The 23,361-nt window shown below is 63.8% G+C and carries 22 protein-coding genes; 9 read left to right on the forward strand and 13 right to left on the reverse strand.

All coding sequences use genetic code 11. The features are described from left to right. Window positions 1–113: 113 nt before the first annotated feature. The 4 genes from SxD43FB_RS11820 to SxD43FB_RS11835 all read right to left on the reverse strand — a co-directional run bounded on the left by SxD43FB_RS11820 (window position 114) and on the right by SxD43FB_RS11835 (window position 4,377). Entirely contained in the window at window positions 114–1,448 is a 1,335-nt protein-coding gene (locus SxD43FB_RS11820) for a carboxylesterase family protein (protein ID WP_255245697.1), read from the reverse strand. Window positions 1,449–1,550: 102 nt separating this feature from the next. After that, the gene (kduD, locus tag SxD43FB_RS11825; RefSeq protein WP_096062350.1) at window positions 1,551–2,306 is read right to left on the reverse strand and encodes a 2-dehydro-3-deoxy-D-gluconate 5-dehydrogenase KduD; all 756 of its coding nucleotides are present in this window, start codon (window positions 2,304–2,306) and stop codon (window positions 1,551–1,553) included. Between the two features lie 113 nt (window positions 2,307–2,419). Then, window positions 2,420–3,259: a 5-dehydro-4-deoxy-D-glucuronate isomerase gene (gene kduI, locus SxD43FB_RS11830; RefSeq protein WP_096062351.1), complete on the reverse strand. Its 840-nt coding sequence runs from the start codon at window positions 3,257–3,259 to the stop codon at window positions 2,420–2,422. 65 nt (window positions 3,260–3,324) lie between these two features. Further along, entirely contained in the window at window positions 3,325–4,377 is a 1,053-nt protein-coding gene (locus SxD43FB_RS11835) for a LacI family DNA-binding transcriptional regulator (protein WP_037472822.1), read from the reverse strand. 130 nt (window positions 4,378–4,507) lie between these two features. Here SxD43FB_RS11835 and SxD43FB_RS11840 point away from each other — a divergent pair, with 130 nt between their 5' ends. Both SxD43FB_RS11840 and SxD43FB_RS11845 read left to right on the forward strand, forming a co-directional pair. Then, on the forward strand, window positions 4,508–5,293 hold the full coding sequence (locus SxD43FB_RS11840; protein WP_255245698.1) for a fumarylacetoacetate hydrolase family protein: 786 nt from the start codon (window positions 4,508–4,510) through the stop codon (window positions 5,291–5,293). 37 nt (window positions 5,294–5,330) lie between these two features. Further along, the gene (locus SxD43FB_RS11845) at window positions 5,331–6,605 is read left to right on the forward strand and encodes an MFS transporter (protein WP_096062457.1); all 1,275 of its coding nucleotides are present in this window, start codon (window positions 5,331–5,333) and stop codon (window positions 6,603–6,605) included. Between the two features lie 3 nt (window positions 6,606–6,608). Here SxD43FB_RS11845 and SxD43FB_RS11850 read toward each other — a convergent pair whose 3' ends face one another. Beyond that, window positions 6,609–7,517, reverse strand: coding sequence for an SDR family NAD(P)-dependent oxidoreductase (locus SxD43FB_RS11850; protein ID WP_096062353.1), 909 nt, complete (start codon window positions 7,515–7,517; stop codon window positions 6,609–6,611). A gap of 151 nt (window positions 7,518–7,668) precedes the next feature. Between SxD43FB_RS11850 and SxD43FB_RS11855 the strand changes: the two genes are divergently transcribed. Continuing rightward, complete coding sequence (locus tag SxD43FB_RS11855; protein ID WP_096062354.1) at window positions 7,669–8,451, forward strand: SDR family oxidoreductase; 783 nt, start codon at window positions 7,669–7,671, stop codon at window positions 8,449–8,451. A 4-nt stretch (window positions 8,452–8,455) separates the two neighbouring features. Here SxD43FB_RS11855 and SxD43FB_RS11860 read toward each other — a convergent pair whose 3' ends face one another. Continuing rightward, window positions 8,456–8,911, reverse strand: coding sequence for a MarR family transcriptional regulator (locus SxD43FB_RS11860; protein ID WP_096062355.1), 456 nt, complete (start codon window positions 8,909–8,911; stop codon window positions 8,456–8,458). Between the two features lie 77 nt (window positions 8,912–8,988). Here SxD43FB_RS11860 and SxD43FB_RS11865 point away from each other — a divergent pair, with 77 nt between their 5' ends. From SxD43FB_RS11865 to SxD43FB_RS11875, 3 genes are all read left to right on the forward strand, one after another. After that, entirely contained in the window at window positions 8,989–10,086 is a 1,098-nt protein-coding gene (locus SxD43FB_RS11865) for an alpha/beta hydrolase fold domain-containing protein (protein ID WP_096062356.1), read from the forward strand. A 133-nt stretch (window positions 10,087–10,219) separates the two neighbouring features. Next, a complete protein-coding gene (locus tag SxD43FB_RS11870) occupies window positions 10,220–10,795 on the forward strand; it encodes a hypothetical protein (RefSeq protein WP_096062357.1) in 576 nt (191 codons plus the stop codon). Window positions 10,796–10,946: 151 nt separating this feature from the next. Beyond that, on the forward strand, window positions 10,947–12,350 hold the full coding sequence (locus SxD43FB_RS11875) for a porin (RefSeq protein ID WP_096062358.1): 1,404 nt from the start codon (window positions 10,947–10,949) through the stop codon (window positions 12,348–12,350). 24 nt (window positions 12,351–12,374) lie between these two features. Here SxD43FB_RS11875 and SxD43FB_RS11880 read toward each other — a convergent pair whose 3' ends face one another. The 5 genes from SxD43FB_RS11880 to SxD43FB_RS11900 form a co-directional block, all read right to left on the reverse strand. Then, window positions 12,375–12,638: a hypothetical protein gene (locus SxD43FB_RS11880; protein WP_096062359.1), complete on the reverse strand. Its 264-nt coding sequence runs from the start codon at window positions 12,636–12,638 to the stop codon at window positions 12,375–12,377. A gap of 41 nt (window positions 12,639–12,679) precedes the next feature. Next, entirely contained in the window at window positions 12,680–13,366 is a 687-nt protein-coding gene (locus tag SxD43FB_RS11885) for a DUF4197 domain-containing protein (RefSeq protein WP_096062360.1), read from the reverse strand. Window positions 13,367–13,428: 62 nt separating this feature from the next. Continuing rightward, entirely contained in the window at window positions 13,429–14,547 is a 1,119-nt protein-coding gene (locus tag SxD43FB_RS11890; RefSeq protein WP_255245699.1) for an NAD(P)-dependent alcohol dehydrogenase, read from the reverse strand. Further along, entirely contained in the window at window positions 14,517–17,096 is a 2,580-nt protein-coding gene (locus SxD43FB_RS11895) for a TonB-dependent receptor (RefSeq protein ID WP_176482762.1), read from the reverse strand. The genes SxD43FB_RS11890 and SxD43FB_RS11895 overlap by 31 nt, the downstream gene beginning before the upstream one ends. A 96-nt stretch (window positions 17,097–17,192) precedes the next feature. Continuing rightward, on the reverse strand, window positions 17,193–18,122 hold the full coding sequence (locus tag SxD43FB_RS11900; RefSeq protein ID WP_096062362.1) for an AraC family transcriptional regulator: 930 nt from the start codon (window positions 18,120–18,122) through the stop codon (window positions 17,193–17,195). A 219-nt stretch (window positions 18,123–18,341) separates the two neighbouring features. On the opposite strand from SxD43FB_RS11900, the gene SxD43FB_RS11905 reads away from it, so the two are divergent. Continuing rightward, window positions 18,342–19,208 (forward strand): 2-dehydro-3-deoxygalactonokinase, encoded by an 867-nt coding sequence (locus SxD43FB_RS11905; protein ID WP_037473203.1) that lies wholly within the window; start codon window positions 18,342–18,344, stop codon window positions 19,206–19,208. Further along, window positions 19,205–19,837: a 2-dehydro-3-deoxy-6-phosphogalactonate aldolase gene (locus SxD43FB_RS11910; protein ID WP_096062363.1), complete on the forward strand. Its 633-nt coding sequence runs from the start codon at window positions 19,205–19,207 to the stop codon at window positions 19,835–19,837. Before SxD43FB_RS11905 ends, SxD43FB_RS11910 begins: the two co-directional genes overlap by 4 nt. Window positions 19,838–19,849: 12 nt before the next feature. Here SxD43FB_RS11910 and SxD43FB_RS11915 read toward each other — a convergent pair whose 3' ends face one another. Both SxD43FB_RS11915 and SxD43FB_RS11920 read right to left on the reverse strand, forming a co-directional pair. After that, the gene (locus SxD43FB_RS11915) at window positions 19,850–21,217 is read right to left on the reverse strand and encodes an ATP-binding protein (protein WP_096062364.1); all 1,368 of its coding nucleotides are present in this window, start codon (window positions 21,215–21,217) and stop codon (window positions 19,850–19,852) included. Then, window positions 21,214–21,942, reverse strand: a complete 729-nt coding sequence (locus SxD43FB_RS11920) for a response regulator transcription factor (RefSeq protein ID WP_069064320.1) — start codon at window positions 21,940–21,942, stop codon at window positions 21,214–21,216. The genes SxD43FB_RS11915 and SxD43FB_RS11920 overlap by 4 nt, the downstream gene beginning before the upstream one ends. A 304-nt stretch (window positions 21,943–22,246) precedes the next feature. Between SxD43FB_RS11920 and SxD43FB_RS11925 the strand changes: the two genes are divergently transcribed. Continuing rightward, the gene (locus SxD43FB_RS11925; protein ID WP_096062365.1) at window positions 22,247–23,359 is read left to right on the forward strand and encodes an efflux RND transporter periplasmic adaptor subunit; all 1,113 of its coding nucleotides are present in this window, start codon (window positions 22,247–22,249) and stop codon (window positions 23,357–23,359) included. Window positions 23,360–23,361: the final 2 nt, after the last annotated feature.

Raw genomic sequence — 23,361 nt, forward strand, 5'->3', positions numbered from 1 at the left:
AAGGGCCATCGGTTGTTGGGGTCTCGGCTACGGGCTTCGGGCTACGCCCTCCGCCCTTCACCGACACCCCAACAACCGATTCTCATCTTGATTGTCGCTACGCTCGCATCCTGTCAGTCGCCGCGCACCGGCGCCTCCAGCGTCCCGAAGGCCAGCGCAATATCCATCGTGTGCGGTGCCCCCCGCCGGGGCTGCGTCGGCGATTGGAAGTCCACCTGATAGACCCAGGTCGGTGCATTTGCCCGCGCCCGCGCCTCCGCTTCGATGACTTGCCCCGGCCAGCTACGGCCCGCCGTGGTCGCGGCATAGAAGATCCGTTCGGCCGACCAATCAGGAAAGCGCGCGCGATACTGATCCACGATCCATTCGGGCAACAGATCGATCCGCAATTCGCCAGCCATCCGCTCCGCCAAATTGCTCCAGTCCAGCCCCCGGACCAAAGGCCCATCAGGATCGATAAAGGCCCGCGTCTCATCCAATGTATTGCCGAGCATCATCGGGATCGCGTTGCCCTGTGGTGCGGCGTCAGGCCAGAAGGGATGCCGCTCCAGCCAGCGCATATCCAGTACTGGCCCCATATAGACGCCGCCGCCCAATATCGGATCAGTGGCCGCCAACCCTTCGATCAACCGTTCGACCGGCATGGTCAGCAAGGGTTCGAGCGCATCGGGCTTTACCCCCAAATGATCCAAATAAGCCGTCGTCCGTCGCGACGCATTGATCGGGCCGCTCGCCGTCACCTGCTGCCCGCTCATCGTGATCGCCCGGTGGAACAGGCCTTTGGCGGCAGGCATTGCCATCATCGTCGCGATCTTAGCCCCGCCGCCGGACTGGCCGAACACAGTCACATTGGCGGGATTGCCACCAAATGCCGCGATATTGTCCCTTATCCAGCGTAGCGCCAGCATCAGGTCCAACTGCCCCACATTGCCACTATCGGCAAACCTCGAATCCAACCGGGCAAGATAGAGATAGCCCAACGCATTGAGCCGATGATTGACCGTGACCACGACCACATCGCCAGCCGCTGCCAGATGCCGCCCGTCATTCAGCGTATCGACGACGCTGCCATTGGCATAGGCGCCGCCATGGATATACAGCATCACCGGACGCTTCGCTTGTCGCTCCAGCCCCGGCGTCCAGATATTGAGGAACAGGCAATCTTCGCTGGTCGCCTCCTGCTTGGCCCGCTGTGGACAGGATGGCCCAAACCGCACAGCGTCGACAATAGCGGACCAGGCTTGCGGGGCAACCGGCGCGCGAAAGCGCCGCGACCGTGTATCCTGACCATAGCGAATGCCACGAAACACCTGCAGCCCGCCTTCGCGCAAACCCCGAATGCGCCCTTGTCGCGTCGAAACAACCGGATCGCGTTGTGCGGCCACGGCAGGGCTCGTACCCAGGATCAGGGCTGACCCCACGAAAGCACGCCTGTCGATATCGGGCATCCATCCTCCATGATTTGGGTTGGGAGGGTTATCCCTCCTCTGTTCGATCGTCCGTTCGCCCTGAGCCTGTCGAAGGGCGTTGCTTCGCGCAGGTCAGGCGCCTCAGCGCGCGAGCCATCCCCCATCGACCGCAAGCGTATGCCCGTGGATATAGCCTGCTGCTCTCGACGCGAGGAACACGGCCGCCCCGCCAATGTCGGACGGATCGCCCCAGCGGCCGACCGGGATGCGTTCCTGAATCTGGCGATTTCGGGTCTCGTCGGCCTGCAGCGCGGCTGTATTGTTGGTGGCGATATAGCCTGGCGCGATGGCGTTGACGTTGACACCCTTGGCCGCCCATTCATTGGCCAGCAGCTTGGTCAGGCCAGCGACGCCGCTCTTGGACGCGGTATAGCTTGGCACGCGGATGCCGCCCTGAAAGGACAAGAGCGAGGCGATGTTGATGATCTTGCCCGCGCCTTGGCCGATCATGTGGCGACCCGCCGCCTGACACAGGAAGAACAGCACCTTCAAATTGGTGTCGATCACGGCGTCCCAATCCGCCTCGGTAAAGTCCACGCTGTCGGCGCGGCGGATGATCCCGGCATTGTTGACGAGGATGTGCAGGCCGCCGAGCTTTTCCAGCGTCTCGTCCACCACGCGCTGGACCGGCTCTATGGTCGACAGGTCCGCCGAGATGATCTCCGCGCGACGGCCGAGCGCCTGGACCTTCTCGACGGTTTCCTGTGCCGGAGTGCGGCCGACTGCGGCGATGTCCGCGCCTGCCGCAGCCAACGACAAAGCGATCGCTTGGCCAATACCGGTATTCGCGCCGGTGACGATGGCGACTTGGCCGCTCAGATCAAAGGGGTTGGTCATGGACTTTTACTCCACGTCATCCCGCGCAGGCGGGGATCCATCTCCCAAGCGTCGTTTCGGATGCTAGGCTGGGAGATGGGTTCCCGCTTTCGCGGGAATGACGCCAATAGGGTTCAGGCGAGCTGGCAGATATCCAGCACGTTCATGTCGGTATAATCCTGATTCTCACCCGCCATCGCCCAGATGAAGGCATAGGCCTTGGTGCCCGACCCCATATGCACCGACCAGGGCGGCGAGATCACGGCTTCCTCATTGGCCATGACGATATGCCGCATCGCATCGCCTTCGCCCATATAATGGAAAACGCGATCCGACGGCCCATCCAGCTCGAAGTAGAAATAAATCTCGCTGCGGCGCTCATGAATGTGCGGGGGCATGGTGTTCCACACCGAACCCGGCTTGAGCACGGTCAGCCCCATGACCAGTTGCGCGCTGTCGCAAATGCCGGGGATGACGAGCTGGAAGATGGTGCGCTCGTTGGATTCTTCGAGGGAGCCGCGTTCGAGCGCATTGGCATCGGCGATGCCGAGCTTGCGGGTAACAAAGCCCTTATGCGCCGGGCAGGACGCAAGATAGAAGCGCGCGCCTGCGCCAGCGAACTGCACGTCCTTCGCCCCCATGGTGACATAGAGGCAATCCTTGTTGCCCAGCGTAAAGCTCTCGCCATCGACGGTGACGATACCTTCGACGTTCGAAACGTTCACTACCGCCATTTCGCGCCGTTCGAGGAAGGGATGCCCTGCCGCCGAAGCCGGCTCGATCTGCGCTGGCAGCGCGACCGGCGCATCAACCACGGCAACCCCGCCGATCACGAAGCGGTCGGCATGGGTATAGTTCAACACGCACGCGCCATCGCGGAACAACCCGCCGATCAGATAGCGATCGCGCAATTCCTCGTTCGACACGCATTCCATCATGTCGGGGTGCGTCGCGTAATAGGTCTTGTCGAACATGATCGGCCCTCTTCCTCATATAGCTTGCGGCATCGCCAGACACCGGTGTCATGAGCAACCGTCTATCAGGATGATGCGGGCGGCGCAACCGATGCACGACGGATCAAGGTCGAACTAAACATCGACGGCTCATTCACCTCCGATCCTTCGCCGATCGCCGTGCCGATCAGCTTGAGCGCGGCCGCCCGCCCCATCGCAACGATCGGCCAGCGCACCGTGCTCAGCGGTGGCCATACCCGCGTGGTCAGGGGCGTATCGTCGAAGCCGATGATCGACAATTCCTCCGGCACCGCGATGCCCCGCTGGCGCGCCGCATAAAGAACGCCCGCCGCCATTTCATCATTGCTGGCAAAGATCGCCGTCGGCCTTGGCGACAGATCGAACAGGCTCTCCGACGCCGACTGGCCCGATTCGAACGTATATTGTCCGTCTGCGATCAAGCTACGCGGTAGGCTGATCCCCGCTTCGGCCAGCGCCAGTTCAAAACCGTCCCGCCGCTCCTTGGCCGACCGAAACCCGTGCGGCCCGGCGATCAGCCCGATCCGCCGATGCCCTTGCGCGATGAGATAACGGACCGCCTCTGCCACCGCTTCCCGGTCGTTCGATGCGACCATATGCTCCGGGTCGTCCAGCACGGCCGATCCCATGCGCACATAGCGGCAGCCTTCCTCGTCCAACATCCGCGCAAGAGCGTCATTTTCCGACATGGGCGGCAGGATGACGACGCCGAACAAGCGCTGGCGCGACACGAATCCGCGAATATCGTCCATCACCTGGTTCGATCCGCGATCGACCGGACGAATCACCAGTTCGAACTCCGTCCCGTGCAAAGCCTCCAATACGCCGCGCTGCATCGACAGGATCATCTGCGCATTGGGGTTGTCATAAACCAGCCCGATCAGGAAATTGCGCCCCAGCGCCAAGGCACGTGCTTGTGGATTGGGCACATAACCGGTTTCGCGGATGATCGCCTCGACCTTGTCGCGCGTTTCCCGATTGAGTAACGGGGAGCGGTTAATGACGCGGCTGACCGTCTTTTTCGAGACGCCCGCCATACTGGCGATGTCGTTGATCGTCAGCTTGGCCGTCTGGCCCTCATCCTGATTCTGCTTTGCCATACAGCCTTATAGTGGAGTTTTTCACACCCGCCACCACGCAGCACCGCGATCCGGCTTGTCAATGACACCGGTTTCCTATAGCGCTGGGGTCAGATAGGATGAAGAGGATTAACCCGTGAGTGCAAGCAGCATGGCCCAAATGATTGCCACCCATTTCCTGGCAATGCGCAAGGCTGCAACGGGGTTCGATGATTATCCCGGCGATGCCCCGGCTACGCTTGAGGAAGCCTATGTCATCCAGGATGCCGCCCTTGCCCAAGCACCGGATGCCATTTCGGGGTGGAAGGTCGGGCGCATCCTGCCTCCGCTTGCCGACCGCTATGGGTGCGATCGCCTCGCCGGTCCTATTTTCTCGCCCACCGTCTTTCCTGCCACCAGCCGATCCAAGGGTTTGGTCTTCGCCAACGGGTTCGGCGCGGTGGAAGCCGAATATCTGTTTCGTATCGGCACTATTCCACGCCCGGATCAGATCAGCTTCACGCTGGAGGAAGCGGCGGACCATATCGATGCCGTGCATATCGGCATCGAAATCGCCAGCTCGCCCTTCGCCGGGATCAACGAGATGGGGCCTGCCGTCACGATCTCGGACTTCGGTAATAATAATGGCCTGTTGATCGGCCCTGCCATCCCCGATTGGCGCAGCGGGGCCTATGCGGATCAGCGGGTGACGACCCGGATCGACGGCGTGGAAGTTGGTTCTGGCACGGCCGCAGCGTTCAACCAGGGTGCGATCGGGTCAGTCAGCTTTTTGCTCGAAAATCTGATCGCGCGCGGGATCGCCATTCAACCGGGCTGGTGGATTTCGACCGGCGCGGTAACGGGCGTCCATCCGGTTCGTGCCGGGCAAGCGGTGGAAACCGATTTTGGTCCCTTGGGGACACTGCATTGCACGATCGCGGCGCAGCCGCCACGCTGAACGTCTGACACCATATAAAAGACCAGGAGCCAGGATGATGAACGAAGCAGGGGTGCAGGGTCCGCCGGTCGGCCGCTATCGCTGGGTGGTGGTAGCGCTGTTGTTCGCGGCAACCGCGATCAACTATGTCGATCGACAGATGATTGGCGTGCTGAAGCCGACCCTGTCAGCGGAGATGCAATGGTCGGAAACCGACTATGCCAATATCGTCTTCTGGTTTCAGGCTGCCTATGCGATCGGCTATCTGGGCTTTGGCAGGATCGTCGATGTCATAGGGGCGCGCTTTGGCTACGCCATCGCGGTCACCATCTGGACCATCGCGCATATGGCGCATGGCGGCGTCTATGGTGTCACCCAATTCGCAATGGCGCGCTTTGGCCTTGGCATTGGCGAGTCAGGCAATTTCCCCGCAGGCATCAAGGCGGTGACCGAATGGTTCCCGCAAAAGGAGCGCGCCTTCGCGATCGGCCTGTTCAACGCCGGGGCCAATATCGGCGCGATCATCACGCCTTTGCTCGTGCCATGGTTGACCGTCGCCTATGGCTGGCGCGTCGCCTTTTATGCCACCGGCATTTTCGGCATCGTCTGGCTCATCGCCTGGCTGGTCTTCTACCGCAGGCCCGATCAGCATGCCAAGGTGACGGCGGAGGAACTGGCCTATATCCGCCAGGATCCCGCCGATCCGGTCGAACCCATCGGCTGGGCCAAGCTCATCACGATCAAGGAGACATGGGCCTATGCCATCGGCAAATTCTGCATTGACCCGATCTGGTGGTTCTTCCTCTTCTGGTTGCCGGGCTATCTCGGCACGCGCTATGGCCTTGATCTCATCAGCTTCGGGCCGCCGCTGGTCGCTATCTACCTTCTGTCCGATGGCGGCAGCATATTTGGTGGCTGGATGTCGGGGCGACTGATGAAGGCGGGCAAGAGCGTCAACGCGGCGCGCAAACTCACCATGTTGCTCTGCGCCTTTGCCGTGCTGCCGATCTTCTTTGCGCAGTCGATCGACAATCTCTGGCTTGCCGTGCTGGTAATCGGCATCGCCACGGCCGCGCATCAGGCTTTCTCGGCCAATCTCTACACACTGCCGTCCGACTTGTTTCCGCGCGGAGCCGTTGGGTCGGTGGTCGGCATCGGTGGGACGGTGGGCGCGATCGGCGGCATGGTCATGGCCAAATATGCAGGCTATATCCTCGACGGCATCGGCAGCTACACGCCGCTCTTTGCCGTCGCGGGCAGTGCCTATTTCGTTGCGCTAGCCGCCGTCCACCTGCTCTCGCCTCGCCTGGAGCGGGTTAGCGTATCGACCTGATCGTCAGGCCCCTGCTACGGCCCGTTCGAAACTGTAACGGATATGGTCGACATGGCCGTGCAGGCCGAAATCGAGCGGATCGGCGCTGTCCATGATGGCGTCGATTTGGCTACCGACATCCTCGATCGACCAGTCGGGCTGATAGACACCCTTGCTTTCCGCCACGAAGACTCGCGCAATGCGCCCCGCGATCGAGGCCAGCATTTGGCCGGTGATCGAGCAATCCTCATGCGCCAGCCAGCCGACGACGGGCGCGACCAGTTCAGGCCCCATCGGCGGATAAGCCGACACGTCGATCCCATCGGCCATGCGGGTGACGGCACCGGGCACGATGATATTGGACCGGACACCGTGCGCTTCCCCCTCCAGCGCTAAAATATTGTTGAGGCCGATCATGCCAGATTTGGACATGGCGTAATTGACGCAATTTGCATTGCCGTAGAGCCCGCCGATCGAGGACGTCAGCACGATCCGGCCATAGCCCGCGCTGCACATGATCGGAAAGGCGGGCCGGGCAACGTGAAAAGCGCCGCGCAGATGGACGTCCAGGACAGCGTCGAAATCGTCCTGGCTTAATTCCTGCATCGACCCATAGCGCACATTCCCGGCATTATGGATCAGCATATCGATGCGGCCAAAATGGTCGAGCGCGCAGTCTATGATGGCGCGACCGCCTTCGGGCGTTGCGACCGATTCGGTGCAGGCGACCGCTTCGCCACCCAAAGCCTTGATCTCGGCCACGACATCGGCTGCGGGTCCGGCATCGCCGCCCTCGCCCCGGATCGCGCCACCCGGATCATTGACGATCACCTTCGCGCCGCGGGCGGCCAGCAACAGCGCATAGGCACGGCCCAGGCCACGACCTGCACCAGTGATGACGGCGACGCGATCGTCGAAACGCAGCTCTGCCATGGGCCTATCCTTCTCGCCTGGTTGTCGCGCCAATGGGTTACCCGGTGCGTCCTCCCATTCAAGGCATGCCGACAAGGCATCGCTCCAGCGGTTCGCGATGACGGTCCTGGCGCGATAGGAAAGGCTCAAGACAGACAGAGGAACATGAACGATGCAGGTTGCGATCATCACCGGGGCGGGCAGCGGCATTGGTCTTGCTACCGCCAAGATGCTGGCGGAGGCCGGCATGGCGATCGTGGGCGTCGGGCGCGACGCCGACAAGCTGGCGACGCTGGAACAGGCGATCGATGATCCGGCCCGGATCGCGACCCTCTCGGTCGATATCACCGCCGACGATGCACCGGCCCGCATCGTCGCTCTGGCGCTCGACCGCTTCGGCCGGATCGACTTCCTGGTCAACAATGCCGGTGCAGGCAGCCCCAAGCCACTGCATGAAACCGATGACGAAACGCTCGACTATTTTCTGGGGCTGATGCTCCGCGCGCCGTTCCGCCTGTGTCGCGAAGTCATTGGGCATATGGGTGAGGGCTGTGGCATCGTGAATGTCAGTTCGACCTATGCGATGATCGGCGGGCGGCGGGGCGGCGCTTATTCGGCGGCCAAGGGCGGCCTTGGCGCGCTGACCCAGCATATCGCCTGCGATTATGGCCCGCGCGGTATTCGCGCCAATTGCGTCGCGCCCGGCGTCACTATGACGGATATGGTGCGGCACCGGTTCGACGATGAGATGTTCAAGCGGGTGAATGTCGAAACGACGCCCTTTCCGCGATTGGGCGAAGTCGAGGATATCGCCAGCACGATCGCCTTCCTTTGCTCGCCGGGCGCAGGCTTCATCAACGGGCAGACGATCGTCGTGGATGGCGGCTGGACCACCACCAAATATCTTTCTCCCCGCGCGCTGACCACCAAGTGGATGGAGCCGGACGCCGAATAAGCGATCAGGGGTGGCAGGCGTCCCGGCATATCTGGCGGAGCAGCCCCAATATTTCGTCCCGGCGTTCCGGTGGTATGGAACGGCCGATCGCCTCTTCATGGCGCGCAAATACCTGCTGCACTTTTGCATGGAGCTGTTGGCCTTCGTCCGACAGCCAAAGGGCGATCGCCCGCCCCTTCCCCGGCTGCTTGTTCAGCGCGCCGAGCAGCGCCAGCTTGTTGATCAGCGGCACCAGATTGGCGGGCTGGGCGCGCAAAGCGCGGCCGATGTCGCTTTGGGTACAGCCCTGGTTCGCGCCCAGGAACAGCAGCAGCGTTGCTTCACTGACATTGAGTTCCAGAGGCTGAAGCATATTCGCCAGAGCGGCGGTCGCCGCCGTGGTGGTGCGGCGCAGATGATAGCTGAGCAGATTGTCGAGCGGATCGACCAGATCGGATAAAGCGGACAGCGACACGGACATAGGTTTCAATAGTCTGCTTGCCCTCCCCACTCAAGTCTGTATATTATGTTACATAACATAAGTCAGAGGAGATGAGAATGTCCAGTCTATCCAACGGAATTAGAACTATTTTCCTCACCAGCGCGGCTTGTACGCTGTGTATCGGCGCCGCTTTTGCCCAGACGCCACCCTTGGGCGGCCCCGGCACGATCGAGCCGGATGGTACGGTGGTCGTGCCCGCCTTCCGCTTGCCACCGTCTGATTATCTGAGCGAGGCGGCGAAGAAGGGGCTGCCGCGGACACCGTCCGACCCCGAAGAACCGATGATGCGCGCCGTCGCGGCCGGTCAGGCCGGTGCGTTGCGCGCGCGTATGCCGCAGCTCATGGCGCCGCGCATTGATGCGCTGAAACAGATGTACAAGGTGACCACGCAGGAGACGGTGATCGCAGGCATCCCCGCCGTTCGCGCGACGCCGACAGGCGGCGTCCCGCAGGCGAACCGGGCCAAGATCCTGCTCAATCTGCCCGGTGGCGGCTTCATCATGGGCGCCGCACCGGGAACGGGCATGATCGAATCCATCCCGCTTGCGGGTCTTGCCGGGGTGGAGATCGTCAGCATCACTTATCGGCAGGCGCCCGAACATGTCTACCCGGCCGCAACGCAGGACGTGCTGACCGTCTATCGCGCATTGCTCAAGACCCACAAACCACAGGATATCGCGATATTCGGCTGTTCGGCAGGCGGATTGCTGACGGCGGAAACGATCGCGGCGCTGGTGCGCGACAAACTGCCCCTGCCAGCGGCGATCGGCATCTTCTGTGCGTCGGCCGATGCGCGCTGGGGTGGGGACAGTCGGGCGTTCGGGCGACCCTTCCAGGCCCTGGCGCAGCGCGAGGATAGTCGCGCCTATTTCAAGGATATCGACCTGTCCGATCCGCTCGTCTCCCCGATCGAGTCCCCCGCGACCTTGGCGCAATTTCCGCCGACGCTGGTGATCACGGGCACCCGCGCGTTCGAGATGAGCGCGGCGGTCAACACACATAAGGAACTGGTGAAGGCCGGGGTCGATGCCGACCTGCATGTCTGGGATGGCCTGGGCCATGCCTTTTTCTACGATCCGGCCTTGCCTGAATCACGCGAGGCGTTCGATGTGATGACGCGTTTCTTCACCCGGCACCTGAACCTCCAACGCTAAGCGGCAAAGGCGGCTCTCTGGCAAAGTCTCGCGCGTGACACTTTACCGGAGGGCAAAGTGTCACGCGCGACAAAGTGCGACTCGGCGGAAATTAGGGATTCACAGGAGCGCTGCACTGTGCTTGATTCACCTTATGTTTCACGCCCCCCTTCCCTCCCGTGCAGCCGGCGGCAGCGATGTCTCGCTGCTGCTCGACCAATTGTCGCATTGCTGTTCGCGTCCCCGCTATGCCTTCATGCTGCTGACCTTGATCGCGGACGTGGCGCGACCCGATGGCAGCGCCGGGCCGTTGGTGCGGGTGGACGACAGCCTGGTGTCGTTGCGCGACTGGTTGTGCGATGCGCTGACCCCCATGGGCCATCGCGACCCCCGGCGGATGGCGCTGGTCGAACGTGTCAGGGACGAATTGCGCAAGGAAGAGCGGCTGACCGGCGACGCGACGACGAACGAGGCGCTGGTGCAGGATGAAGTACGTATCCGCGTCCGGACCTCCGGCAAGACGAACCTCAGCCGCGCGGTGTCCGAACTGGTGAAGGCCGGATTGCTCAAACGCCATTATCAAGGGTTTCGCGTCGATCATTTGAACCGCGGCGCGCAGCGGCAAGCGGTCTATACCCTGACCGGACGCGCCCGCGCGCTGGTCAGCGCGCCGCCTTTGGCAAGGCGCCCCGCCACCCGGCCACGGCAGGGCGATCTCTTTGCATCCTGACCTATGATCGTGCCGCCAGTTATGTGACAATTCCATGTCGCTACTGTCATAAAAACCGATAAAATCTGTCATTAAAGAGTCATTGAACCGCCATAGCTGGCGCCCTTGTCGAACAAGGGACAAGGCTGTGAAACAATCGAGACATATCGGCATGGGTCTGGCGGTCAGCCTGCTGGCGCTGATGCCCCAAGCCGCGCAGGCGCAAACGGTCGAGCAACTGCAAAGCCAGATCGATGAGCTAAAGGCCCAGGTGCAGGCCCTTACCGCCGCCCTGTCCGCCCGTCAGCCCGCCCCTGCGCCGGTTCCGACCAACCCTGCACCCGCCCCTGGGCCGCAGATGGCGAGCCTTTCGGCACCCACTCCCGACCCGGTCGATGCCGAACCTGCTCAAGAGCCGAAGAAAGGCTGGTATGATCGCCTGTCGCTGCGCGGCTATACCCAGATGCGCTACAATGCCTTCCTGTCCGGCGATGATAGCGCGCCTGCGGGCACGTCCCGCCTGCGCTCGGTCCATGACAGCGGCATTTCCGACAAGGGCGGCTTTACCCTGCGCCGGGTCCGCCTCGTCCTGCAAGGCGATATTTCCGATCGCGTATCGCTCTATCTGCAGCCGGATTTCGCGACCGCCGTCAGCAACCAGAGTGGTGGCGAGCGCCGGGAGAGTTTCGGCCAGTTGCGCGACGCCTATGCCGACATCTTCCTCGACAAGGCGAAGAGCGTCCGGCTGCGGTTCGGTCAATCGAAGGTGCCCTATGGCTGGGAGAATATGCAATCCTCGTCCAACCGCCTGACGCTCGATCGCAGCGACGGTATCAACAGCGCCGTGCCGGGCGAGCGCGACCTGGGCGTCGTGGCCTATTATACGCCGCCATCAGTCCAGAAAATCTGGGACAGGCTAGCCGATGACGGGCAAAAATTGTTCGGCAATTATGGCGCGTTCGGATTGGGCCTGTTCAACGGGCAGGGCATCAACAAGACCGAGCAGAATAAAGACCTGATGAAGGTCGCCTTTGCGACCTGGCCATTCGAACTGGATGGTCTGGGCGACGCCTTTGCAGGCCAGGTGTTCGAAATCGGCGGGTCGGCGATGCTCAACACCATCCAGCCGGAAATCCGCAGCGGCGGCGTCAGCGCTCTCTCCCATGACGATAATCGCGCTGGCATCCACGCCATGCTGTATCCCCAGCCGATCGGCATTCAGGCCGAATGGAATTGGGGCCGCGCGCCGCAATATGATCTGGCCAGCCAGTCGATCCGCGCCAGCAAGCTGAATGGCGGCTATGTCCAGATGATGATGCGCCTGCCGACATCGGACAGTTTCGGCACGCTGATGCCCTATGGCCGCTGGCAACATTATCGCGGTGGCTGGAAAGCGGCGACCAACGCCCCGCGCCTAGAAACCGACGAGTTCGAACTGGGCCTGGAATGGCAGCCATGGAAGGCGCTGGAGATCACCATGGCCTATGCCCGGATGAAGCGCGCCGAAGCCGACGAACGCCGGACCGGCCGCGCCGAAGGCCACCTTATCCGTACCCAGGTGCAGTGGAATTACTGACGCCCGGCACGCGCTGGTCGAACTTTAGTGCGCCTCGCTGCGCATCCGCACGACCAGCGCCTCGATCTCATTGGGTTCCAGCAACCAGGTGCGTGTCTTGCGGCCTTCCCGATGGACGGGATGGGTGAGCAAAACCCGCGCCTGCGTCTGGGCGTGGGGTTTGTAGAGCGCGAAATGCGTCGCGCAGTCGCGGATCGTGCTGATCAGCGGCGGTTTGCCGTCCAGGTCGATCATCGTCGCGGGCTGATCCCAGGGGATGGCGGCGACGCCGGGATATTTCTGTTCCATAGGGGCCGGAACACCACGGCGCGCCGCCAAAATCAAGGGGCTTATCGCAGCAGCGCCATCAGGATCGGATCGCGCGTGGCGGCAGGGTCGCGGCGTATCTCCGCTTCCTCGCGGCCGATGGCGCGGAAGATGGCGTCGCCGATCTGGCCCGACACATTGTCCGCCAGCGCCGCATAATCCCGGCCTCCGGTGGCAGACAGCGCCGCCGTCAGCATTTCGAACATGTCTGATCGCAGCGCGCGCGACGCGCCGGGCAGCAAGGCTTCGACCACCGAACCGCGCGCTTCCCGCGCCAAAAGGTCCGTCGCCGCCGTCGGCCCGCCACGCAGGACGGACAAGGCATCGGCCAGCGTCATGCGCTGCACCGCATCCATCACGATCGGCGCGGCATTGTCGGCCAGGTCGACGGCGACATCGTTGAGCGCCATGCCGACCCGGTCGCGCACCGCGCGGGTGCGCAGCAGCGCGGACAGCACCGCCCCGCCCCGGTTCCCACCCAAGTCAGGCGGCGTGATGCGGGTGAGTTGATCGTCGTAAAAGCCGCCCGGTTCGGTCAGGCGCGCAAAGGCGCGCTGGCTCGACAATTGGAGCAGGCGGCGCACCGCTTCCTCCACGGTATAGCGGCCCATGGGCGTCGCGCAGGCGGCAAGCGGCAACAGCGCGATTGTCGCGATCAAGCTGCGCCTGTCGCAAAAGCCGGTCGGCGCTGTCCCCAATTTGTCCACCATGATGCGTCTCCCTGTTGCTGGGCTGACGCTATGGCCCGATCCGCCTTGCCGGTCGCTGAACGTCAGGGGCGATCCATCACCACCACCGGCTTGACGACCGCCCCGCTTTCCGACGCGGCGAAGGCAGTGTGCAGATCGTCAAAGGCATAGCGCTGGATCAGTTTTTCCAGCGGCAACCGGCCGTCGCGATAATAGCCGATCAGGCGGGGAATGAAGCGCTGCGGATCGATGCCGCCCTCGACCACGCCGACGATCCGCCGGCCCATGCTCATGATCGCCGAGGGATCGATGGCGCAGCCGCCGGGCGGATAGGCGCCGACCAAGGCGAGCGTGCCGCGCTGCGCCAGTTTCTCCACGGCTGGGCCAAGCAAGGCCGGGACGCCGGTCGTGTCGACGATATGGTCGAACAGGCCTTCGACCGAGCCGAGATCATCGCCGGTTTCGGTCGCGCCCAAGGTGCGGGCAAGGTCCAGGCGGCTGGCATGGCGATCGATCACCGCTATCCGTCCAGCCCCCGCGATCATAGCTGCCATAACGGACGACAGACCAACGGCCCCTGCGCCCAATATCGCGATCGACTGGCCAGGCGCAACCTTGAGCGTTTCCAGCACCGTGCCCGCGCCGGTCTGGATCCCGCAGCCCAAAGGCGCGAGAATGTCGAGCGGCAGATCGGGGTCGATCCGCACCACATTGTCGCGATGCGCAAGCGCATGGCTCGCGAAGGCCGACTGGCCGAAGATATTGCTGCCGATCCGCTGATCGCCGCGCCAGATGCCGCCTTCGCCTTCATGCGTTAGCCCCATGAAATTGCGCGGTACGAATTCGACGCAATAGCCGGGTTGATGATCATGGCAGGCCCCACAGGCGCCGCAGCTATGGAAGCTCAGCAACACATGGTCGCCGACCGCCACATCGTCGATAGCGGACCCAACCGCATCGACCACACCCGCTCCTTCATGCCCCAATATGACCGGGAAGGGCGTGGGCAATGCGCCCTCGCGCATCACCATGTCGGTGTGGCAGATGCCGCAGGCGTGGAGCCGCACGCGGACCTGATCAGGGCCAGGCGGGTCCATGGCGAGGGTTTCGAAGTGGAAGGGACCGCCCGGCATTTCCACCACGGCGGCCCTGATCGCGATCCGGCCCATGATCAGAAATCGAAGCCGAAGCGCAGATACCATTCGCGCGGCCGGTTATAGGTTCCGAAGATCGCACCTGCCGCGATGTTGGACCCGCCCGATGTCAGGAAGCGCTTGTCGGTCAGGTTGGTGCCGCCCGCCGTCACCGACCATTTGCCATCCGGTTCGCGATAGCTGATCGAGGCGTTGACGATGTCGGTCGATACGCGCTTGAGCAGCAGCGTGCGTTGCGTGTCGTTCCAGGCACTGGAGGTATAGGTCCAGTCGGCCAGCATGACCAGCGACGCGCCATTGCCCAGCTTGGCTTCGTAGCGGGGGCTGAGGTTGACCTTCCATTTGGGCGTCTTGGGCAGGGTTTCGCCGACCAGCGTCCCGGCCTGGAAGGCATTGGCCCCGCCGACCGCCGCCGCGCCCGCCGATACCGATGTATATTGGGCGTCGATATAGCCGACCGCGCCATTGATGGTCAGGCCATCGACGGGTGCCGCCACCATCTCCAGTTCGAAGCCGCGGATGCGCGCATCGCCTGCGTTCGCGATGGTGGGCGATGTGCCGACCTGGATATTGAGCTGGATATCGCGATATTTGGTCGAGAAGACCGCCGCGTTGAGTTGCAGATGCCGGTCGAGCAGCGTGGACTTGATCCCCGCTTCCCAGGTGGTCGCCTTTTCCTCGTTGAAGTCGGGGGCGACATTGCCCTGCGGGTTGGTCAGGCGCGTGGTCCAGCCGCCGGTCTTATAGCCCTTCGACCAACTGCCATAGAGCATGACGTCGTCGGTGGGGTGGAGCTGAACCCCAACCTTGGGCGAGAAATCGCTGAATTTCTTGCGGTTGACGCCGGGCGTATAGACGCGGACCGGATTGTTCGGGTCGGGATAGCCCAGGCCCGCTTGGCAGGGGATCGGTGCCAGCGGGAAAGCGCCGCCGGGGAAGACATTGCCATTGGCATCGGCGCACCCGAACAGCTTGTAGTTGAAGCCGTTCAATTCCTGCTGTCCGCCCTCGAACCGCTTGCGCTCATTGGTGTAGCGGCCGCCGATGGTGATGCCGATCAGGTCGATCGGGCGATAGTCGATCTGGCCGAAAAAAGCGTAATTCTTCGTCGCCAGTTCATTGGGACCGTCGACCTGCACCAAGCCTTCGGCGAAGGTCACATAGTCGTGCAGGTCACCCGCTTCCTTGAAATAATAGGCGCCCAGAACATAGTTGAGCTTTTCATCCAAGGCGTTGCCGAGCAGCTGGAGTTCCTGGCTGAACTGCCACTGGTTCATGGTGAAGCTCAACTGTACGAAATTGAGCGGCGATCCGTCCGCATCGAGGCCCGCATTCCAGTGCAGCTCGCGATAGGCGGTGATCGATTTAAGCGCGAGATTGTCGGCCAGGTCGAAATCGACGATGCTGCTGAGGCCCCAGCTTTCGAGGTTGGAATAGCTGTTGCCGCTGGCATAGCTGCGATCGGGATTGTCGATCAGATAGCGGCCGTCCCAGGGCAGGCGATCATTGGCGGGATTGCCATCGACATTGGCGCTGGCGACGCTGGCCAGCTGGAATTGCGGATTAAATTGCGTGCCTGCCACACCGCACAAAGCCTGGGCGTTGCGTGCGGCGATCTGCGCGCCCGTACTGCCGATGCAGAAATTATAGAGGCCAGCGAACAGGAAGCCGGTGGTGCCGGTCGGGTCGAACGCGGTGCCGGGCAGGTTGGTCGTGCCCGCGAAATTGCCGGGCACGAACTCGGTCGTGCCGATCAGCTTGTTGGCCGACGTGCCCTTGTCCTTGCTATAGTCGCCGGAGAAGGTCGCGCGCACCGCGCCACCATTGTTCCAGCGCAGCTTGCCGCGCAGGTTCCAATTGTCGTTCTCGCCTTCCTTGGCGGCGCTGTCATAACCAGCGGCCGAGAATGCGTCGAAGGAGGGCGTGTTGTTCGCGCGCTGGTCGGGATAGGGCAGGCGCTTCAAGAAGCCGTCGCGCGACTTGATGCCGAAGGTGAAGGCGGAACTAAGGCCATCGGTGATCGGCACCGTTACCGACCCGCGCACCTGGAACAGCTTGTAGCTGCCCAGCGTCACATCGCCCTTGGCCTTGAATGCGTCACCCGGATCGGCCGTGACGATGGAGATCGCGCCGCCGATCGTATTGCGCCCGAACAGGGTGCCCTGCGGTCCCTTCAATATTTCCACCCGCTCGACATCGAGCAGATCCTGGTTCGCGCCGACCGTGCGGGCGAGATAGACGCCGTCGAGATAGATGCCGACGCCCGGATCGATGTTGAAGGCGAAATCGTCCGACCCGATGCCGCGAATATAGGCGGCCAGAACGGCGGTGGAACCGGAAAAGGGCGTGCCCGCGTCCAGATTGACGTTGGGTGCGATCGCTGAAAGCTGCGACACGCTGCCAACAGCGCGCTCCTGCAAAGACTCAGCGGTGAAGGCCGAAATGGCGATCGGCACATCCTGCACATTTTCCGCGCGCTTCTGCGCCGTCACGACGATTTCGGCGATACCGCCCGATTGTTCGGCATCCTGTGCCAATAGTGGCGTGCTGGCCATCGCACTCGACGCCATCAGCGCCGCGATCATCGACTTTCCCATCTTCAATCCTCCCATAATGGCCCACCTGTCCCGGTGTGTTGTCGGCCATCATAGGCGGCGGGCCCCGCCACGTCTTGGATAGGGGCGAACCGGGGATCAGGACAAAAGCGAACCACCCTGGCCGCTGCGCCACTGGCTGGGCGACACGCCGAAATGACGGCGGAAGCAGCGGGTGAAGAAAGCGGAGTCGCTGAAACCGACGTCGAAGGCGACGTCGGTGATCGTCATGCCATCGTCACGGGCCAGCAAGCCCGCTGCCCGTTCGAGCCGCCGCGTGGTGATGAACGCGGTCGGCGTCAGGCCGACATGGCGAAAGAAGCATTTTTGCACCGCGCGGGGGGAGAGATCGAGCGCTTCGCAGATCAGCGCCGTGCCAAGGTCTGGATTGCCCAGATGCTCCAGCGCATAATCGACCGGCGAGCGCGGCATGGCGATCGCCGGTCGATCGAGCACGCTGCGTCGGCAAAGCAGCCGTGCTGCATCGGCCAGCAGCACGCCCGCCTCATCGTCCAGTGCGGTGAGCTGGTCGCGCTGCGACCATAGGCCTTGCAACACATGGGCCAGGAACAGGACGTGCGGGTTGGTCGATGGCACCAGACAGCCGTGCCAATCGCGCGCGGCGATTTCGTCGCCCATCATCGACACCGGCACCTGCAGGATCAGGCAGTCGTTGAACTGCGAAATGTCGATGGCGTAAGGATGGCGATCATCGGCGATGACGACGTCGCCGACGCGCGCCATGCTGCTGCGGTCGCCATGGATCATCGTCATCGATCCCCGGTGAAGCAAATGCAGCAACAGGTGCCGCTCCTCGCCTTCCGTCACGACCCGGCTGACCTGCGCCCTCTCGCTGCGCGCGCGGGCAAAGCCGACGCCGCCTAGCGACCAGCGCGCAAGCTCCGCCTTTATCCCTTCGGGCGCATGCGCGGTCATGCCGGGAAAGGCCTCCGCCACCACCTCGCGCCAGAAGAGCTGGCGACTTTGCGGCGGCACGAGACGCGTGGAGAAACGCTCGACCGCGCTCATCGGCCGACCATCATGCGGCCATATAAACGGTGGATCATAGCCAACATCCTCTCCCCTTTTCGTCGCGCGCTTATCTTTGCCCGTCGACCGATCTTGCCAATCGTTCCGAAAGTATCCCAGGCATACGGATATGGCAATATGATTGAACGGTCACACCCTTAGCACGGACCGGCGACCAACAGCGTTGCCTTTGCAAAGGCCTCGATATACTCGGACAATATGGGAATGGAGCATTTCATCGCCGTCGATTGGGGCACGACCAATCGCCGCGCCTATCGGATCGAGAATGGCGCAGTGGTCGCGACGCACCGCGATACGCTGGGCGTGACATCGGTGCCGGCTGGCGGCTTTGCGCAGGAAGTCGATCGCCTGCGCGAGCGGCTGGGCGGCGGCCCGCTGTTGCTGGCGGGGATGGTCGGGTCCAATCGCGGCTGGATCGATGCGGGCTATGTGTCGACGCCCGCGACGCTCGATACGCTGGCGGCCGCGATGGCGCATCCCGCGGACGGCGTCATGATCGTGCCCGGTGTGTCGCATGTTGCCGACGGCCGGGGCGACGTGATGCGGGGCGAGGAAGTGCAATTGCTGGGCGCGGTCGCCGCTGGCTTGGTGCCCGCCGATGCGCTGCTGTGCCAGCCCGGCACCCATTGCAAATGGGCGTGGATGCGCGATGGCGCGATCGCCGCCTTCGTCACGGCCATGACTGGCGAGATGTTCGCCCTGCTCAAGGCCCATGCCCTGATCGGACAAGATATGACCGGTCCGGTCATAGCAGGCGAGGCTTTCCTGGCGGGCGTGCGGGAAGCCAAACGCGGGGATATGCTCGCCTCGCTGTTCGCCATCCGTCCGGCGGGCCTGCTTGGCCTGCGCGACCGCGCGGACGCCGCGTCCTTCGCCAGCGGCCTGCTGATCGGCAGTGATTGCGCCGCCCATGCGACCGGCGCCACCGTCCACCTGTTGGCCGACCCGACGCTTGGCGCCCTCTACAGCTGCGCCATCACGGAACTGGGCGGCACGGCCGTCATGGTCGATAGCGAAGCCGCCTTTATCGCGGGCATGACCCGCCTTTGGGAGCAGATTGCATGAGCCTGGATTTCCCCACAGCCTTTACCCGTTGTCCGCTGGTCGCCATTTTGCGCGGCGTGCAGCCAGACGAGGTCGAACCGATCGGCGACGCGCTGGTCGAAGCGGGCTTCACCCTCATCGAAGTGCCGATGAACTCGCCCGACCCGATCGACAGCATCGCCCGGCTGGCGCGCCGGTTCGAGGGACGGGCACTGGTCGGCGCGGGCACGGTGCTGACCGTCGAGCAGGTTGAACAGGTGCGGCAGGCGGGCGGACAGCTTGTCATCTCGCCCAATAGCGATATCGCCGTGATCGCCGCGACCGCGAAGGCTGGCATGATTTCGATGCCGGGCTATTTCACCCCGACCGAAGCCTTTGCCGCGATCGCGGCGGGCGCAACGGCGCTCAAGCTCTTCCCGGCGGAAGCCGCCACCCCTGCCCTGCTCAAGGCGCAGCGCGCGGTCCTGCCGAAGGATCTGCCGGTGCTGATCGTCGGCGGCATCAACCCCGGCAATATGGCCCCCTGGGTTCAGGCCGGGGCCAACGGGTTCGGCCTTGGCTCGGCGCTCTACAAGCCCGGCGCGACCGCGGCGCAGGTCGGCGAAGCGGCGCGCGCCTTCATCGCTGGCTGGCAGGCCTTGTCGGCGTAACGCAGCCTTTGCCTACCCCTTCATGTCGATGGTGGCGATCAATCCGCCATCATCGGCATTGCGCAAGCGCACCGATGCCTCGAAACTCATCGCCAGCGACCGGGCGATGGTGAGGCCGATGCCCGTACCGTGCCGACCGCCCGGCTGGCCGCTTGGCCCCCGCGTGAACGGTTCGAACATCTGGTCGAGCTGATCGGGCGCAATGCCCGGCCCCCGGTCGCGCACATGGATCAGCACGCGCCCGCCGGTCCGCGCGCAGCTTATGTCGGCGCTGCCGCCATATTTGATCGCATTGTCGACCAGATTGCCGATGCACCGGGTCAGCGCATTGGGCTTTACCCGCACCGTACCGCCGCATCCCGTGATGAACCGCACCGGCGCGCCCAGTTCCTGCGCATCCTCGGCCATACTGGCGAGCAGCGAGTCGATGTCGAGTTGCGACCATGGCTCGCGCGCTTCGGTGCTGCTGGCAAGGTCCAGCCCTTCCCGCACCAGCGTCTGCATCGCCTGCAGATCCTGTAGCAGGCGCGCGCGCAACTCGCCCTCCTCCATCAATTCCAGCCGCAGCCGCATCCGCGTCATCGGCGTCTGAAGATCGTGGCTGATCGCCGCGAGCAATTGCGTGCGCTCGGCAAAACCGGCGCGGGCGCGGCGCTGCATCAGGTTAAAGGTGGAAAGCGCGGCGCGCACTTCCTCTGGCCCCCGTTCGGGAATCTCCTCCGGGTCGAGCGATACGGAAAAGGCTTCGGCCGCCCGTTCGAGACGGCGTAACGGTTTGGATACGAAGCGCGCGACAAGGATCGCCAGTCCGGCCGACGCGGCGATGATGACCATCAGGTAGAGCGGATTATAGATGACCCGCAGCGGCTTGGCGAGGCGCGGGAAGGTCAGGGCCAGCGCGCGCCGCTGGCCACTGCTGTCGGTGAAACGGACAACCCAGCAATCGGGTCGCGGCGCATCGACCAGCCCGGCCGCGCGCTCGGTCGTCCGGGCGAAATCGGGGAAGCACAGGCCAAGCGGCACCTGCCCGGCTTCGGGCAGCGAACGCGGCCCAAGGCGGTCGGCCAGCGTCACCTGCAGGTCGGCGTCCGGCTCGTTGATCGCGACCCCGGCGGGGGCAGGCGAGGCACCGATGATGCTGTGCGTCGCCATCATCGCCTCGATCCGCGCGGGATCGCGGCGCAAGCGGTCGGCAATGTCCATCGCGCTCGCCACCACCCGCTGACGCCGCACTCGTTCGAAATCATGCCGCCGTGTCTGTTCGGCGACCATCAGTGCGATGATGGCGGCGACCGACATGCCGATCGTCAGGATCACGAAAATCTGGCCCGTCATGGACCGGAAGAAGACCGGTACGCGCGACAAGGACCGACGGATCATGAATAATCGACCGCGCTGGCCAGCACATAACCCTCCCCGCGCACCGTCAGGATCAATTCGCTACCGCCGGGCAAGACCGCCAGCTTCTGCCGCAACCGGCTGATCTGCAGGTCGATCGTCCGGTCGAAAGCGGCGGTCGCGCGTCGTTCGGGCAGCAACGCCTCGCGCGCCAGAACGACGTTCGGTTCCTCGATGAAGCGACAAAGCAGGCGATATTCCGCCGACGAGAGCATCACCAATCGCTCGTCGGGCGCTACCAGCCGCCGTTGCACGAGGTCCAGCCGCCATGGCCCGAAATGGGCATAGCGCATCGCCTCGGCCGGTGCCACAGGTTCGCTCCGCCCGCGCCGCAGCAGGTTGCGGATACGCACCAGCAATTCGCGCGGTTCGAACGGCTTGGTCAGATAATCGTCCGCGCCCAGCTCCAGCCCCAGTACCCGGTCGATTGCACTGCCGCGCGCGGTGACCATGATGATCTGTACGGCCGACCCCTCGGCCCGCAGCTCGCGGCACAGCGACAAGCCGTCGCCATCGGGCAGGTTGAGGTCCAGCACGATGAGGTCGATCGTCTCCCCGCGCAGCGTCTGGCGCAGTTCGGTCAGGCTGCCGACACCCAGCAGCCGGTAATTTTCCTGCCGCAACTGCCCGATGATCAGGTCGCGAATATCGGCATCGTCATCGACCACCAGCACCGTGGCGGCAGGAGGAAGGGAAGGGTCGATCATGCGGTCTTCTATCGTGCGTACCGGCAAAAGTCTGCGCTTCTCCGCACCCTGCTACAGGCTGATACAAAGCGTTACGCGGCGGCGAGGCGATGCGACAGCCCGACCATAAGTCGCTCTACCATGTGACAGGCAAAAGCGTCAGGACGAGAGCGTCGGCACCCCCTAGCCGACGCCAAGCGGAGTCCTCGCGACGTCAGCGGCTCACGTCCGTCCGGCGCACGATCCCTCCCCCTCCCCCCGTGTCCGGTCGGCCCGCCGATGACGCGAGGCTCCGCCTGGTTCACGCAAGGATCGACGCTACTCTATGCCCTCGCCTCTTCGCACCGTGCCTCTGGCGCTCTGCATATTGATCGCTGCCTGCGCCGACCCCAAGCCACCGCAAAAAGGCCCGGTCGAAGTGGGTGTCGTCACCCTGACCACGCAGAGCGTCACCGTGGCGAGCGAACTGCCAGGCCGCACCGTGTCGGCGATGATGTCCGAAGTCCGGCCCCAGGTTGCTGGCCTGATCCAGAAACGCCTGTTCACAGAAGGCGCGATGGTGACCGCCGGGCAGCCGCTCTATCAGATTGACGAACGCCTCTATCGTGCCTCCCGCGACGAAGCGCAGGCCGCGCTGGCGAGCGCGCAGGCGACGCAGATGGCGGCGCAGGCCAGGGCGCGCCGCTACACATCGCTGGGTGACAGCGAAGCCGTCAGCGCGCAGGATCGTGACGATGTCACCGCCACCGCGCGGCAGGCCAGCGCCGCCGTGCAGCAGGCCCGCGCCAGCCTGCAGACCAGCAACGTCAACCTGCAATTCACCCTGGTCCGCGCGCCGATCAGCGGGCGTATCGGTCGCACCCTGTTCACGCCGGGCGCGCTCGTGACCGCCAGCCAGGCCGATCCGCTGACGACGATCCAGCAACTCGACCCCATCTATGTCGATGTCACCCAGTCCAGCAACCAATTGCTCGCCCTGCGCCGGTCGCTGGCGTCGGGCCAGACCCTGCCCGCCAGCGCGACCATCCGCCTGAAACTGGAGGATGGCAGCGACTATCCGCAGGAGGGGGTGATCGCGTTCGCCGAGCCAATTGTCGACGTCAACAGCGGCACCGTGACGCTGCGCGCGCGCTTCCCCAATCCCGATGGGCTGTTAATGCCCGGCATGTTCGTGCGCGTCGTCGCCCCGCAATCGGTCGTGCCCGGCGCGATCCTGGCGCCGCAACAGGGCATCACCCGCGATCCCAAGGGCAATGCCACCGCCCTGGTGGTGAACAGCGCGAACAAGGTCGAGCGCCGCACTGTGACAGCGGGGCAGGCGATCGGCGACAAATGGCTGATCACCAAGGGGTTGAAGGCCGGCGACAGGCTGATCGTCGAAGGCACGGGCAAGGTCCAGCCCGACGATGTCGTCAAGCCTGTCGCGGCATCGAAATAAGC

Origin of the sequence: Sphingobium sp. D43FB (assembly GCF_002312805.1) — a bacterium.
GTDB lineage: Bacteria > Pseudomonadota > Alphaproteobacteria > Sphingomonadales > Sphingomonadaceae > Sphingobium.